Origin of the sequence: Klebsiella sp. I138 (assembly GCF_051131765.1) — a bacterium.
GTDB lineage: Bacteria > Pseudomonadota > Gammaproteobacteria > Enterobacterales > Enterobacteriaceae > Klebsiella.
Genome location: NZ_CP180447.1, coordinates 1,921,027 through 1,937,765, shown reverse-complemented (window position 1 = coordinate 1,937,765; position 16,739 = coordinate 1,921,027). Strand labels below are relative to the sequence as shown.

The 16,739-nt window shown below is 51.8% G+C and carries 6 protein-coding genes; 3 read left to right on the top strand and 3 right to left on the bottom strand.

The window, feature by feature from the left end:
- Positions 1 to 40 precede the first annotated feature (40 nt).
- Positions 41 to 9,883: a TipJ family phage tail tip protein gene (gpJ, locus tag ACMYSK_RS08990; protein ID WP_434642040.1), complete on the top strand. Its 9,843-nt coding sequence runs from the start codon at positions 41 to 43 to the stop codon at positions 9,881 to 9,883.
- Positions 9,884 to 9,913: 30 nt separating this feature from the next.
- Positions 9,914 to 11,221: a tail fiber domain-containing protein gene (locus tag ACMYSK_RS08985; protein ID WP_434642037.1), complete on the top strand. Its 1,308-nt coding sequence runs from the start codon at positions 9,914 to 9,916 to the stop codon at positions 11,219 to 11,221.
- 293 nt (positions 11,222 to 11,514) lie between these two features.
- Here the strand turns inward: ACMYSK_RS08985 and ACMYSK_RS08980 are convergent, their stop codons facing one another.
- Positions 11,515 to 12,714, bottom strand: a complete 1,200-nt coding sequence (locus ACMYSK_RS08980; RefSeq protein WP_434642034.1) for an MFS transporter — start codon at positions 12,712 to 12,714, stop codon at positions 11,515 to 11,517.
- Between the two features lie 201 nt (positions 12,715 to 12,915).
- Here ACMYSK_RS08980 and ACMYSK_RS08975 point away from each other — a divergent pair, with 201 nt between their 5' ends.
- Positions 12,916 to 13,842, top strand: coding sequence for a LysR family transcriptional regulator (locus tag ACMYSK_RS08975; protein WP_434642032.1), 927 nt, complete (start codon positions 12,916 to 12,918; stop codon positions 13,840 to 13,842).
- A gap of 792 nt (positions 13,843 to 14,634) precedes the next feature.
- Here the strand turns inward: ACMYSK_RS08975 and ACMYSK_RS08970 are convergent.
- Entirely contained in the window at positions 14,635 to 15,627 is a 993-nt protein-coding gene (locus ACMYSK_RS08970; RefSeq protein WP_434642030.1) for a zinc-dependent alcohol dehydrogenase family protein, read from the bottom strand.
- Positions 15,628 to 15,776: 149 nt separating this feature from the next.
- Positions 15,777 to 16,667 (bottom strand): LysR substrate-binding domain-containing protein, encoded by an 891-nt coding sequence (locus tag ACMYSK_RS08965; RefSeq protein WP_434643994.1) that lies wholly within the window; start codon positions 16,665 to 16,667, stop codon positions 15,777 to 15,779.
- Positions 16,668 to 16,739 lie beyond the last annotated feature (72 nt).

The window sequence follows — 16,739 nt, the reverse complement described above, 5'->3', positions numbered from 1 at the left end:
ATTCAGGCCACCTTGCGGTGGCTTTTTTTATGGGCGCGATATGGCAAATAACATAATTAAAGGGCGCAAGGGTGGCGGCTCCAGTCAGCGCACACCGACGGAACAGCCAGACGATTTACAGTCTGTAGCAAAAGCCAAAATTCTTATCGCATTAGGTGAGGGGGAATTTGCGGGAGGGTTAACGGGTAAAGACATTTATCTTGACGGCACTCCACTTGAAAATGCGGATGGTTCTGAAAACTTTCCGGGTGTTGTTTGGGAGTTTCGCCCCGGCACGCAGGCCCAGACATATATTCAGGGTATTCCCGGAACGGAAAACGAAATAAACGTCGGTACAGAAGTTTCCAGTGTTACAGCCTGGACTCATACGTTTACTAATACCCAATTATCCGCCGTTCGTGTCCGCCTGAAATGGCCGTCCCTGATGAAGCAGGAAGATGATGGCGATGTAGTGGGGAATACCGTCAAATATGCGCTGGATCTGCAGACGGATGGCGGTGCCTGGCAGACCGTACTGGAAACAGCGGTCACAGGCAAAACCACCTCCGGCTATGAGCGAAGCCACCGTATCGACCTGCCGCAGGCGGGCAGCACCTGGACCCTGCGCCTTCGGAAAATTACACCTGACGCCAATAGCGTAAAAATTGGCGATGTGATGACGCTGCAGAGCTATACCGAAGTGATTGACGCGAAGCTGCGTTATCCTCATACAGCCCTGCTTTATGTCGAGTTCGATTCCAGGCTGTTCAATGGTTCGATCCCCCAGATTTCCTGCGAGCCACGCGGGCGCGTCATCCGCGTACCGGATAACTACAACCCCGATACGCGTGAATACACCGGCATGTGGACCGGCGGGTTTAAATGGGCGTGGACGGATAACCCGGCCTGGATTTATTACGATATCGTTGTCGAGGAACGTTTTGGTCTCGGTAACCGGCTGACCAGCGCCAATATCTCAAAATGGACGCTATACCAGATTGCACAGTACTGCGACCAGTTAGTTCCGGATGGAAGAGGAGGCGACGGTACGGAGCCTCGTTATCTCTGTAACGTTTATGTCCAGGAACGCAACGACGCCTATACCGTGCTGCGCGATTTCGCGGCTATTTTCCGGGGGATGACCTGCTGGAGTGGCGAGCAGATTGTTGTGCAGGCTGATATGCCGCGCGATGTTGATTTCAACTATACGCGCGCGAATATTATCGGTAGTCCTCGTTATTCCAGCAGTACCAGTAAGGCCCGGTACACCAATGCGCTGGTGTCGTGGTCTGACCCGGATAATGCGTATGCTGATGCGATGGAGCCGTCCTTTATCCCGGAACTGGTTTCCCGCTACAGCTTTAACCAGCTGGAAGTGACAGCCGTCGGGTGTACACGGCAGAGTGAAGCCCATCGCAAAGGGTTATGGGGCATTCTGACCAACAACAAAGATCGCATGGTCGAAATTGATGTCGGTCTGGACGGCAGGATCCCGCAGCCGGGTTACATCATCGCGCTGGGCGACGAACGTCTGGCCGGGCGAGTTAATGGCGGTCGTATCAGCGCGGTGAATGGTCGGGTAATCACGCTTGACCGGGATATCGATGCAAAAGAGGGTGACCGGTTGCATCTGAACCTGCCGTCAGGTATCTCCCAGGCCCGGACCATTCAGTCGGTGAACGGTCGTCGGCAGGTGACGGTCACCACGGCATACAGCGAGACACCAGAGGCGGAATGTGTCTGGATCGTCGAATATACCGACCTGGTGGCGCAGCAGTATCGTGTCATTGGCGTAAAGGACAATAATAACGCCACGTTTACCATCACCGGCGTGGCCCACGACCCGGATAAATTCCCGCGAATTGATACCGGCGCGATCATCGACCAGCGCCCGATTAGCGTTATTCCGCCAGGCAACCAGGCTCCGCCTGATGGCATTCTCCTGACGTCCTTCTCTGTGGTAAATCAGGGTATCAGTGTTGAAACCCTGCAGGCCAGTTGGGATGCTGTGAAAAATGCTATCGCCTATGAGGCGCAGTGGCGTCGAAATGACGGCAACTGGATTAATGTGCCGCGCAGCTCGACCACCTCGTTTGAAGTCAGCGGCATTTATGCCGGTCGTTATCTGGCCCGTGTCCGCGCAATCAACGCAGCAGAGGTTTCGAGTGGCTGGGCCTACTCTGAAGAGAAAACCCTGACCGGTAAAGTCGGCGAGCCGCTGCCGCCGATGGCACTGACGACCGCTTCATTGACCGCCGGTATCGAGATTCGTTGGGAGTTCCCGGCAGGCGCAGAGGATACCCAGCGAACTGAACTGCAGTACAGCCCGGACCAGAGCGGTAAAGGCGCGATGCCGCTGACCGATTTAGCCTACCCCGGCAAACAGTATCAGCAGATGGGCCTACAGATTGCCACGCAGTTCTGGTACCGCGCGCGCCTGGTTGACCGCCTGGGCAATGCCTCTCCATGGACCGGCTGGGTGCAGGGGATGTCCAGCGATAACGTTGATGATTATTACCAGCAACTCGACGATGCGCTTAAAGGCTCGGATACCTATGAGGAACTGAATAAGGGTATCCAGGACAACAGCGCCGCCGCTGACGCCGCACAGAAGGCCGCTGATGCAGCGAAGGGTGTCGCTGAAGGGGCCGTAGCGACAAATACAGAACAGCAGAAGCGGATCGACGAGCAGGCGAAAGATATCGCTCAGAACGTCAATGACATCAACAACGCGGCCAAAGCCGGTGTTGAAAACGCGAATAAGCTGGCTCAGGAAATTCTTGATCGCCAGGTGGGTGATTTGACCACGGCCAATAAGGCTGCAAGCGATGTTGCTAACGCCATCAAGAAGGCCGAGACGGACGATGCTGACGTTGCGAAGAATGCCGCAGACAATCTGCTGAATACGAAGAGTGAAGTCGACGCGCAGATCAGTACGATAAACACCACCATGCAGGATGGTTTCGACAGTCTGGCTCAGCAGATGGCATCTATTTCTGCCGGTACCGGCGAGCAGTTCGACAGCCTGAAAATCTGGTACTTCGATAAAGGTGCAGAAGGCTGGGCCGAGGATGACGCCAACACGAAGCTGCTGCCCGTTGACTCTTACGGATGGGTTTATCCGGCAGGCGCGTCGTCTACCATGCGTTCACCGAACCCGCTGGCGATAGATGGCCAGTCGTACAAGTACATGCGCCTGCGTATAAAGCGTGTCGGTAATCCGAACTGGAGCGGAAAACTGTACTGGATCGGCGTCAACGAAACCGGCTGGTCGACTCAGCGCACGCTGAATATCCCTGAACCTGAGTTCGACCCGTCCACCGGCGTGACCGTTATTCCGATTCAGGACATTGCCTGGGCGACCTCTGAGACCGTTCGTCGTCTGCGGTTTGATTTTTCCACGAACCAGACCGCTGCAAATTACTACATGGTTGACTGGCTGGCCGTTGGCCGTCCGACGCCGGGCGCATCTCAGGCGCAGATACAAGACCTGAAGAGTGCCATGACTACCGCCGATGCTGCTGAAGCACTGGAACGCAGTCAGCTGGCCGCGCAGCTCCGTGGGAACTACGAAGGCACGGACCCGAACAAGCTCGTCACCGGTATCATGTACAACGAACATGTGGCCCGCGTTACCGCAGAGCAGGCTATTGCTTCCGACGTCACCACACTGCGCACTGACTTCAACAACAACAAGGCCGCCGTTACTCAGCGCCTTGATACGCTGACCTCAGAGAACCAGGCGCAGGCGCAATCCCTGACTCAGCTGCAATCTGGCCTGACTGATGCCAACGGCAAGATCGGCGCGAACTCGACGGCTATCAACCAGATCAAGACCGATGTGACCGCGATTGACGGACGCGTCACGGCTAACAGCCAGTTGATCTCCGGGCTTGAAAGCACGCTGAATAACGACGCTGTAGCGTTGGTGGCTAACCCGGATAACCTCCTGACGAACACAGGTTTTGAGCGTAACAAGGCTGCATGGACTGGATTTAACGCCTACTCAGACGTGTACGCCGCACAGGTGCCGCACTCAGGGGCCATGATCCTGCGTGGTAAGGCTGGCGGCATTTCCTCCATCGGTCAGAACGTTACCAACGTTCAGAAGGGTCGCACGTACCGCTACGGTGGTTACGTGAAGCGTTCCGGCGATATGGCGATGAGTTCGAACACCACCGGGAACAACAAGTTCCGCCTGGGAAATGCGGATACCGGCACCGGCCCGCTGTCCGAGCTTCTCTACAACGCTTCGAACGTCGGCACTAACTGGACTCTGTTCACCAAGGACTTCACTGCATCCAGTGACATGACTGTGTATTTCAGCATCAACTGGATCCTGACTGTCGGGGAAATCTACTTTGATGACGTCTTCTTCATCGATGTTACCGAAGAGATCAAGAACAACGCTAACGCCAGCGCCATCACCGGATTGACCACCCGCGTCACTGCCGCAGAGGGGGCCATCACCACTAACAGCCAGGCCATCACCCAGCTGAAAGGCGACCTCTCGACCGTACAGGGCCAGCTGGCAAACAAAGCTGAAGCCAGCGCATTGCAGCAACTGCAAACGACCGTTTCCCAGCAGGGCCAGACTCTGGCCTCTCAGGGGTCTGCGATCACCGATATTCAGAACAACCTGCAGAACGGCAAGAAGGGTTACTGGCTGCTGAAGGTGTTCGACATCAAGAAAGCCGATGGCTCGTACATCCCGTCCCTGGCTGACCTCAACGGTGTCCCGCCGCTGAGTGTGTCGGAAATGGTCGATGCGACCCGCCTGGACTTTCTGTCTTACGGCGATTACAGGTTTATCTACGTCAAAGCGCTGGCCTATGTGACAGCAGACAAGACGATCTCTCTTAACCCTGGCGCGCGTATTGCTGACGACACTGCTCGTTTGTATATCAACGGCACGAGCGTCACGACGATGGGTCCGGCACTGGTTAAGTTCGACATTCAGCTTAAAAAAGGCTGGAACACGGTTGAGTTCGTCACCATGAACTGGACCGGACAGTCGTACCTGAACTTCGGGCTGAAAATCTCCGCCAACGTTGACCAGATGTTCAGCGGGGCCGGTCAACTGGCAGCGGCCTCTGCCTCGCAGGTCTTGTCCTCTCAGGTCGAGCAGACCGCCGGAAAGGTTGATGCGAACAGCAGCGCGATAACCACGCTGAACAACTCAGTGGAGGACATAAACACCGCGCTGAACACCAAAGCCGATGCCGTTGCGCTCACCGCGTTGACCACCCGAGTAACTAATGCTGAGGGCAAGATCACCACGCAAGGTAGCGCCATTACCCAGTTGACTAACGACCTGTCGGTAGCTAACGGCAAGATCACCACAAATGCCAATGCGATTACCGGGCTGACCACCCGAGTCACCGCCGCAGAGGGCAAGATTGATTCGCAGGCGCAGTCTATCACCTCGATCAGCTCATCCATCAAAGGGAGCCAGTCTCAGGCCGCTAATCTGATCCCGAATCCGACCTTTGACCCGGCGTACAGCCAGATGGGACTTCCCGTTGTGGCGACATCGTCCGAAGGTGTTCCGGCTGGATGTCCGTTCGGCTATGCGGCTAAGCTGGCGGCCCGTGACCACCACATCCAGATCAATAACATCCCGTGCCGTCTTGGGCAGGTGTTCGAGTTTTCCGTGCTGGTCGCATGTGGTGCGGGTAACGCATCATTCAGCCATTATCTCGGCACCGCCGATAACCCGACAATGGGGGTTAACTCCCCGCTGGCGACGGGGGGGCTCGTGACCGCCGCAACCGGCGCTCAGTGGACCCGCACAGTCTGGCGCTATAAGGTTCCGGCTGACCATGCCGCGCGCGGCTACTTCCGTCCATTCCTTCAGATCGGACAGTCTTCCCCGTTTGGCACAATCTGGTACGCCACGGACTGGAGTGTCCGCGATGTCACTGCGGCGGCGGCAGCGCTCGATGTCGCCAATGCCAACGCATCGGCCATCACCCAGCTCACTACCCGCGTGACTTCGGCGGAAGGAAAAATCACTTCTCAGGGCAGCGCGCTGACTCAGCTGACGAACGACATCAGCAACCTGACCGGCATTGTTAACCAGAAAGCAGACGCTGCCGCGCTGACCGTGCTGACTACCCGCGTGACGCAGGCAGAGGGCAAGCTGGAGACCCAGGGCAGCGCTATCACTCAGCTGACTAACAATCTGAGCAACACGGATGCGTCAATCGACGCGGCTGGCAAAATCCCTGGCAACCTGCTGGCGAACAACTCCTTTGAACGCGGCCAGGCAGCCTTTAACGGATGGAACGCGCTTTCAACTGTCATGACCGCACAGGTGCCGCACTTCGGGAAGAACGTGCTGAAGATGGCATCGGGCGGCACTGCTGGTATCGGGCAGGATGTGGTTATTACAAAGGGTCACCGGTATCGCTTCGGTGTGTGGGCGAAGCAGGATAACGGAACGGCTATCCAGGATACAGGCAACACGAAATTCCGTATCGCTGATTCTTCTGGTCTGCTTATCGGCACCAACTACGGGCCATTCACCAGCACATGGCAACATGTTTTCATGGACTGGACAGCGACGAAAGACACGACCGCGGCCTTCCAGTTGACGACGTGGCTTTCTGCTGGCGCGATGTACTTTGATGATGTTTATGTCGTGGACATCACAAATGATACGCAGATCCAGGCGAACGCCGACGCCATCACCACACTGAACACCAAAGTGACGCAACAGGGTAACGATATCACGTCGCAGGGCAACGCCATGATCTCGTTGACAAACTCCCTGAACACCCTGCGCTATGCAAACAGCAACCCGTGGTTTGACGGGTCGCTCGAAAGCTATGCGAATAACCAGCAGCTGTCCGGCGCGAACTGCTTCGTCACCGAATCTTACAAACTGGCCGGCTACCGTTCCCTGCAATGTCGCCGTGCTGATGGCGAGACCGGAAACAGCGACAAGACTATCGGCATCCGTACGACTGTTCGTGAAACTGCCGTCTACCGTTTTGAGCTGTGGGCGATGATGCCAGAAAGTGAGACGCCGCCAACCGGCTGGACGACCGCTGTCGGTATCAATGTGCAGGACCGGTCCGGTAACAACGCATGGAATATTGCTGTCAACATTACCGAAGCCAGTCTGACCGCTGGCGGCGGTCGGGATAAGTGGGTCAGGTTTACCGGGAAAGCCGCTATGACCGGCGGCAAAACACGCGGTGTGGTGTGGATCTCGACACGAGGCGTGTCGGGTGGTCCGGGCTATTCCATTTATCTGGATGAAGTGGTTATCACGGATATCTCCGATGCAAACGCGGCGCAGGTAACCGCAGACGCGAACGCCGCAGCCATCACCGGTCTGACAACGCGAGTCAGCAACACCGAAGGGAAAATCACCTCTCAGGGCGATGCGATTACGACGCTGACGAATGACGTCAGTGTGATGGATGGCAAAGTGAGCCAGAAAGCGGATGCGTCAGCGGTGAACGCTCTGGCTACGCGGGTCACAGCTGCGGAGGGAAGCATTACTTCACAGGGGCAAGCGATCACTCAACTCAGTAACAGTATCGATGCCGCACGTAGCACAGGCGAAAACCTCGTTCAGAACTTCGACTTTGCGCAGGGAGAGACGGCGTACAACTTCCAGCGGAATCCGGGAACGACTGGCAGCATGGTGAACATCGGTGCATTTGGCGATGGCAAGCCGGGTGCGCAGATGGTTCGCGTTAACGGCACCTCGCCGGGGTTGTTCGCGAATAATAAAAAGCCCGTCCCCGTCGATAGCCGCCGCAAATACCGGTACGTCGTGAAGGCAAAAGGCGTATCTGGTGCGATGAACATGCTGCTGCGCCGCTGGAACTATAACGGCAGCACTGAAGGTGCATATGAGGACAAGAACAATACGCTGACAAACGACTGGCAGGTCATCACATGGGAACCGAACCTGACACCGGCAAGCGGCGTCGATGGTGTGTCGTTCGGTATCTATTGCCATCCGGCCAACGCGGAGATCTGGATAGACTCGTTCCGGGTTTATGACATCACTGACGAAGTGAATATCAAAGCCACTTCTGATGCATTACAGGTGCTGAGCAACACCGTTACACAGCAAGGCAATCAGATCACGGCGCAGTCGAACGCGCTGACTCAGCTGTCCTCGTCACTGAATAACGACGCGGCAGCGATAGCGACAAGTCCGGGTAACCTGCTGGTTAACCCTGGCTTTGAGCGAGGCACCGCGCTGTGGTCTGGCTGGAATAACTACGTGGATGTTTACGCGGCAACCAACCCGCGAACCGGGGCAAACATTCTGCGTGGTAAGGCTGGCGGTATCGCCGCAGTCGGTCAGAACATCATCGGCGTGAAGAAGGATCGTACCTACCGATTTGGCGGCTTCGTTCGCCGTAATACTGACATGATGATTGGGGCTACCGGGAACAACAAATTCCGGCTGGGGAATGCGGATACAGGCGCTGGCCCTGTTTCAGAGCTGAACTTCAGTCAGTCAAATATCGCTACCACATGGACGTTGTTAACGAAGGACTGGAAAGCGACGGCAGATATGAGCGTCGCATTCTCGGTTAACTTCCTGCTGACGGCAGGCGAGATTTACTTTGATGACGTGTTCTTTGTTGATGTAACTGACTCACTGACCACGGAAGGAAACGCGACGGCCATTAACAGCCTGACGACCCGTGTCACCAACGCAGAAGGCAAGATCACCGCGAACACCACGGCGATCAGCAACATGACTTCTCGTGTCGGGAACGCGGAATCGGCCATTGATGGCCTGAACGAAACGACGGCGGCAAACGGGCTGGCGATGGCTAATGGCTTTCAGCAGATGCGTGCGCAGGTGGGCGACGTCCAGGCGTCAATCACCACGACAAGCAAGGCCCTCGCCGATCTGGAGAAATCAACCACTGAGCAGGTTACAACCCTGACCTCGCGCGTCGGTGATATGTCTGCGACCGTTCAGCAGACGGCGTCGACCGTGGCAGACCTGAACGGCAAGCTGGGGGCGCAGTGGGGCGTGAAGGTCAATACCTCTAACGGTGGTACGAACTATGTTGCAGGTATCCAACTGGGTATTAACGGCAGCGGGCAATCACAGTTTCTGGTACAGGCGGACACGTTCGGCGTTTATGTGCCTAACGGAGACAAAAATAATCTGGTCTTCGGTACTGACGGGAACGGCGCTTATATGCAGCAGGCGATGGCGCGCAACCTGGTTATTGATTTTGCCCAGATTACTAACAACATCCAGTCGACAAACTATGTAGAAGGTTCGAGGGGATGGGCCATCAACAAAAACGGTGGTGCGCAGTTTAACGATGCAATCTTCCGTGGTCATATCGAAGCCCAGAGTGGTTACTTTGCTGGCACGGTTTACGCAAATCGCATTGAAGGGGATGTCGGTGCTTTTGCGATCAACGTGGCGCAGCATCGTACGCGAGGCGTACCAAAGGCTCAATGGGTATGGTTCGACCTCCTGCGCATTCGTCGCCAGGGATTTGACCAGATCGTCAACCTGTTAGGTGGCTTGTTGCAGAATGACCGGATCAGCGTTAGTGGCGGTGGTACGCTTCGGGCTGGCATGTCATATGCACCGGGTTCAGATGGTGGTCTCGATCCAGGCTTCTTGTCTTATGCCATTCTTATGCGCGCAACAGGTGCGACATCAGGTGGCGGAGCTATGACCGTTGCACTTTCACTCGATGGCAACATTTTAAACCAGTGGGATTCGTCGGTTAACCTCGACAACTACTCCTTCATCGTACCGGCCGGGACTGGCGATGCGGTACTGCGTTATGGCGGATACCTCGATCGAAACGGTTCAATGGTTATCACTATCCTCTCGCGCTTTTCTGCATTCGTGGCTCGTAACTCAAACGCCATCAGCGGCGCACAATCAGCATAAGGAGACGGGCCTGAAAGGGCCCGGTATTGAATGGCGACTATCAGCGATCAGCTGGCTGCAGATATTCATACCGCGTTCAGCAAATACTATACGGACCTGACGAACCAGGATCAGATCTTCTTCGGCGTTGGGGATGTCATCATCACCCGCCAGGATGGGACGAAAGCGACCATCCGCTCATGGGGGAAAGTTATCGGGGCTGTCGACACAGCGGCTCAGCGCGGTACGACGAACACCTTCACCCAGATAAACACATTTAGCTCCGGTATCAACATGAGCGGCGACAACGGCATGATCGTGTTGGGCAAGAATAATGACCTGGCCCTCATGAAGAAGAGCGGTCAGTCCGGGACAATAGCCGTAGGGTTGTCGACAGCGTTCAAGGTGCAGCGCAGCAACAAAGCTACCTTATCCCCTGCCGACACGTTCACGGACCTGATGAGCATCGGCACAGACGGCAGAGCGACGTTCTACGGGCCTATGACCGTAAACGGCAACATCGATATGGCGAGCTACAAGCTCACACTGACAGGCATTGAGTTAACCAGTGCGACACCCTACATCGATTTTCACTTCGGCAGCAGCACGGCGGACTACACCGGGCGCATCATAGCCACGGCAGTGGACCAGTTAAGTGTCAGCGGTTCACATCTGCGGATTGACCGTGACCTGCGTGTCTGGGGTGCAACATATTCCAATGGTGACATCATCACGATGCGCAGCGGGTATGGTGGCAACACTGGCACACTACAGTCATCCGCATCCATTCGCAGCAGAATGGAAGGGCGTGGCGCGTTCAGTGACTCTTCTGGTGCATGGGCCGGATTTTATATGGAGGAGGTCGTGGGAACCGAGCACCGCATGGTTTTCATGATGGACGGCTTCGGCAAAAACGTAACCATGATTCTGCGTCCCGATCGCTCTCTCGAAATGGATACTATTCGCCTGAACAATGGGCGCACGCGCTGCTGGACTAGTATTGAGGCGAATTACCTTGAGATTTACGTCGACGGGTCGGCGCGCGGTGTGAACTTCTTTAACTCCGATGTTCGGCTAAAGGAAGGTATCCGCGACGTGGTTCCGGGAGCGGCTGCCAGCGTGATCAGTCAACTGCGCCCGGTGTCGTACAAGTTCAAGAATACGGCGTATTCGGAAGGGAAAGCGTACAGCTTCGGTATTCTGGCGCAGGAGGCAGAGAAGGTTATCCCTGACCTCATCCAGACGATGAGTGACGACACGAAATCCATTGACCCACTGGCGGCGATTGGTTTGCTGCTGGCACATAACAAGGAGCTGGAGGCGCGAGTATCTGCAATGGAAGATAAATTGCAAAACTAATTTAAGTCGGCTGGTGGTTATCCTGCCAAACAATGATAGTTGCGTAACAGATCGCTCTGCAGAGGTTAAAGGATTTGTGAAAAATCACTTGGCTCTGTTGCAATGTGAGTCTGCTAAGAGCGGACGTTCGGAATACATAGTATCCTGTCCGCCCCCCTTCAGAGTGACATTATCAATATGGATAGTTGACTGACCCCGCCCCGGTAGACGATCCTGTCCGATAGTATGTAAGAAAATATACGGGGCATTGTCCCTCCACAAAATTGAGAAAAGATGAACAGTTTAATGCTGCATCACAAGTGATGAGTATTTTCTCCGCTTAGGGTGTGTCTTCTGATAAATACAAAAAATGCGCAAATATATGCTATTACCGTGATGGAAAGCATAAATATACCTTGTGAAAGATACAATGCCCCTGACTGCATCAGTGGTGCACTCAATGCCTGGCCTAAAAAATATGCCATTACAAAGCCACTTAATAACTGTGGGCGATAATGAGCAGGACTTCTCTCAATAACGATCCCTGTTAAGGTTGGAAGTAATATTCCGAACCCGACACCAGCACAGATTACGCTCATAACTGGTGAAACAATACCCGGTAAAAATACGTAAGGGATTAATGCACTGCCAAGACAAGCAAAACAGAACGCGAGAAGCCATGCCTCACCGATGATCAGTTTTAGCCGGTGGTTGAATAAAGCGACAATTGCGGAGATAAGCCCCATTGTTGCCATTATTAAACCAATGTCTCGTGCGCTGCATGAGTAATTATTGCTTAATACAAATGGCATATGTATTAAAGTAATATAGTAGATCAACATTCCTATTCCGCCCAGTATATAGGTGGGTAACATCGGATTTATCACCCGCTTGGTTATTCTATCTTCATGTTCTATTTGCGGAGTATCATGTATTGAAATACACGCGAGGGCTAGTACAGGTAATGAAAATAAATATAATGAGAAAGGAATTCTCCAATGAAGTTCAGCTAATATACCACTTGATAATATGAATATTATTCCTCCAATGTTCACAGCCATTGATTGCTGCGATACCAGACGGGATCTTTCATGTCCGTGAAAATGATATCCAATCAAGTGATTGATCACCGTCATGCAAATACTAATAGAAGCGCCAAGCAACAAGCGACCAAACAATAATAGATAAAGAGAATTACACCAAAGCCCACTACTACCGGTCAGGGCATATAAAAAAAGCCCCATAAGCAGAGCCTTTCTCTCCCCATAACGTTTTATTATTGGCCCAACAAATGGCGAAAATATGACTACCGCGATTGCTGGGAAACTCATTAATAGCGAAACCCCAAAAACGGTATTAAATGCCTTGCTGATACTGACCAGTGAAGGAATAATGGCAGCATTGGCCATTACCAGTAGACTACTTCCAAAGAGTAAACTGATACGTAAGAAGACACTTTTTTTTATCTGAAGTAGACTTTCTCTCGTGTCGGAGAGGCAAATATTATTTTTCATAATTTAACTCAGGGACAATGAATCTGGCTGTTACTATCCTTGATCCTGAATTGTACTGATAGATGCATTTATGGAACGCTGCGTTGCTTAACTTGAGCTATGCTTGAGGTGTCAGATGTCCTAAAATCGCGTCAATGCATTCTATGATAGCAGGATCATTCTTGTGTATTAATAGCTAACTTACTGCGTAGAGTAGGCAATATGGACTGGAACCTTAATGATTTACCGGTATTTGTCGCAGTTGTTGAAAATCAAGGGATAACGCTAGCAGCCCAGAAGTTGGGGATGCAGAAATCAAGTGTCAGTCGCGCTCTCACCCGGTTGGAAACCACATTAGGTTTTCTTTTACTGGAAAGAAATAGTCGGCATATTAGGCCTACGGTTGAGGGAAAAAAACTCTATGAACAACTCAAACCTACTTTAGGGAAACTCGAAGATATTGCCCACTCTTTAAATCATCGGGAATTAGATGGTGAGTTTAAATTAGCATTAACTTTGGCTTTCTCTCGTGAGATATTCTCGCCTTGCGCAGCAGAATTTTCTGAACGTCATCCAAAGATAGTTCTAAATATCCGAACCATTGCTCAAGAGCTGAGTATTTTTGACGATGATCTTGATTTGATTATTCAGTTAGGGTCATTAATTCCTTCCGGTTTTTACGCACGCCATCTTTGTAAGGTTAAATTACAATGGATGACATCCCCGAGTTATTACAGGAATAACCCTGGCCTCGCGCATTCAAATATTAATGATTTAGCTAACCATGTGCGATTTTTTCATAGTCAAAATAATTACCCAGAAAAATTCTATATAAAGCACAGTTCTGGTGAGCTTACAGAAATACGGTTCCCATCAGCAAATGTATTGGAAGATGTTCTGATGGTTCGCGAGGCTGTTGAGCACGGGGCTGGTGTAACGTTACTTCCCGATATCTATTGTATGCGCCCGGTAGCTGAAAAAAAACTAGTCATGATTTCGCCAATGCTTGAGGTAACACCCGACGTGAGTATTTATGCTGTGTATCCAGGACGAAGTAATATGTCGCCAAGATTGAATATAATTCTTAATTTTCTTGAGGAAATAACATCAAAGTATATCCAAAAGAGCTGCTCAAGTTCTGCTCGTTAAGGGGGCGAAAAGTATCCTCTCGGACTTAAACTGATTTTCCACTGGTAGTCAAGTGACATTAGACGTAGTTATCTCAGGCATTGCATAGATTGGCGTCTTCTTGATCCTAAAAATATGATTATGAAAGTGAACGCCAGAAATTTTATACCGTTCTCAAAGTGAACGCATTCCAAAACTTTTCAAACATATATCATCATCTTGAACATATCACTACAACGGAAAATCTATATGTATTCGCCGTGTTTGTTATATTTGTTTCATGAGATGTCCTGAGAAATCAAGAAGGGCTGCATTCGCTACAGTGAAAATTGCCAGGGGAAGCAAAACGTTGCTGATGTATAAAGTTAAAACCGTATACTGATACCGCTATCGACGAAAAATTACCCCCAGCGTGCAAGGTACTTCGCCCATACGTGATGGTTTCTCTTCTTAGCTTCTAGCATTTTTCGTGACATGAGAATCTACTCTCTAAAAGGTTATCCTCAAAGCTTCTCTGTTTACAAAAATATAGTCAACCACGTGATTTTTTATCAGGCTGTGTTTGTCAAAACTTGGCCGCGGCATCTGAGTTTTTAGAACCATTGAATGTCTGCTCATGGCATAGAGCGGACAAGATAACTGGACTGAAGGTCCGCTCAAAGCGAGAAGCGAACATTAATTTGAAGAGGAGAATATCGAAGTCAATACGTTGGATGCCAGTACTAGAGTTACCGGTTAGAAACTAAGGGTGAAAAAAAGCCCGGATATTATCCAGGCTACAGCAAAATCATTAATAAAATACAGCGGTAAGAATTACTCTACGACCACAACTATTTTGCCAACCTGGCCATTAGCCTCCATATATCGCTGGGCGTCTGCAATCTCGTCGAGTGGGAACGTTTTATCGATGACTGGCTTCAGTTTTCCAGCTCGTAAACCTTCTGTGACGAAGGATTTTGCGCGCGCCATTTTTTCAGAATCCATCGTGATTTCAAACAGCTCATATCCACGCAGGGTGAGATGCTTACCGAGAATATCAAATACAGGTACAAGCATATCACGGCTATCGAGCGCGCCATACTGAAAGAACACGCCCTGCGGTGCCATTACCTGAGTCAGTTTTGCCACGTCGGGGCCGCCGACAGGATCAAAAACAATATGGGCTCCCGCGCCGTCTGTTGCACGATTGATTTCAGCAACCATATCCTGCTCCGCTGTAGCAATGACGGCGGATGCACCAGCTTTCAGGAGCATTTCGCTTTTTTCTGCGGTGCGCGTAAGCGCTATGGGTTTGGCACCCAACATGTTAGCTATCTGTATGGCAGCCAGACCCACGCTGCTTGATGCTGCGCGGATCACGACGTTCTGACCAGCCTGTAGATTGCCATATTCAACGAGCGCACCATAAGCGGTGACATACATCATCCAGCTTGCGGCGGCTTCCTCGAAAGAAAGGTTTTCAGGATGCTTCACGACAGCGTGCACCGGTGCGTTGACTAATTCGCCGTACATGCCGTATTCATTAAACATAAATGAAGGGATCACACTTACCAGATCTCCACTGGCAAATTCTTCAACATTCTCACCTACGGCCTGAACAACGCCAGCAGCTTCATAACCAAGACGTGCCGGAAATTCCGGCTCAATAACATACTGACCGTTGCGGTACATGATTTCGGCACGGTTGAGACCAATAGCATGTACGCGAATCTGCACTTCACCTGCGGTCGGCGCAGGAACTTCTATATCAACAACTTCCAGCACTTCCGGACCACCGGTGCGGTTAAAGGTAACAACTTTAGACATATTCAGCTCTCGTCAGTTAACGGTACATCTTCAGAATAATGCCGAAGAGGTGCCCGAATCATTTGTGAACAATCTACAGTGTTATAAACGCACCAGAAATAGCCTACAGGGAACTTCAGTATTAATTATCCATTAACAATCCACCTGCTTCAGCGGATCTGAGTGGCCATAACATCACTGAACCAGTCGATAAAAACCCGTACTTTTGGAGACAGATAGCGCCTGTCCGGATACATCACTGATACGGGCTTCGACACCGAGGGGTATTGCGTCAGAACCTCTTCAAGAGCGCCGGAAGATAGATGGGGAGCAAGGGCGTCAAAGGTGGCCTGGATAATACCCAGACCGGCCAGACCACAGGAAAGCAGAATATCAGAATTATCAACCAGCATACTGCCTGCAGGGCGCAGCGAAATGACACTCCCGTCCTCGATAAACTTCCATTCCATCACCTCACGACTGTGATCGCTAAAAAAGTTAACCGCCCGATGCTGATCCAGATCCGCAAGTGTTTGCGGCCGACCGTGCTCTCGCAGGTAAGACGGGGCTGCGCAGGTAACCATCCTGATGTCACCAAGACGTCGGGAAACAAAACTTGAATCCTGAAGTGCGCCCATGCGGACAAGGCAATCTACGCCTTCCGTAATTAAATCAGTTTTTTTATCCGATGAAACCAGCACGATTTCAATACCTGGGTACAGTGCCCGAAAATCCCTGAGATTAGGGATCAAGATGGCATGCGCCAGCGCCAGGGGTACATCAAGTCGCAGGCGTCCTCGCGGTGGAAGAGTCGGTGAAAAACTGGCCATCATGTCATTAACTTCAGCCACAACATGCCTGGCATGATGATAGAACTCATCCCCTTCAGCAGTAATGCTCAGCTTTCGGGTTGTGCGATGAATGAGTTTTACACCCAGATCATTCTCTATCTGCTGTATCGCTTTACTCACGGTGGGGCGATGGATCTGAAGTACATCAGCTGCTTTTGTGAAGCTACCCTGCTCAACAACCTGTATAAAAATATTAAGGTATTCAATCATGTTGGCATGCACGTAATCACCTGTTTTTTAAGCTTTTTAAAACTGGTATTGTAAAGTAAACCATCCCAACGG

Coding starts and splice junctions, on each gene's coding strand:
- ACMYSK_RS08980 (WP_434642034.1), bottom strand. CDS start 12,714: ATGAAAAATAATATTTGCCTCTCCGACACGAGAGAAAGTCTACTTCAG.
- ACMYSK_RS08975 (WP_434642032.1), top strand. CDS start 12,916: ATGGACTGGAACCTTAATGATTTACCGGTATTTGTCGCAGTTGTTGAA.
- ACMYSK_RS08985 (WP_434642037.1), top strand. CDS start 9,914: ATGGCGACTATCAGCGATCAGCTGGCTGCAGATATTCATACCGCGTTC.
- ACMYSK_RS08970 (WP_434642030.1), bottom strand. CDS start 15,627: ATGTCTAAAGTTGTTACCTTTAACCGCACCGGTGGTCCGGAAGTGCTG.
- gpJ (WP_434642040.1), top strand. CDS start 41: ATGGCAAATAACATAATTAAAGGGCGCAAGGGTGGCGGCTCCAGTCAG.
- ACMYSK_RS08965 (WP_434643994.1), bottom strand. CDS start 16,667: ATGATTGAATACCTTAATATTTTTATACAGGTTGTTGAGCAGGGTAGC.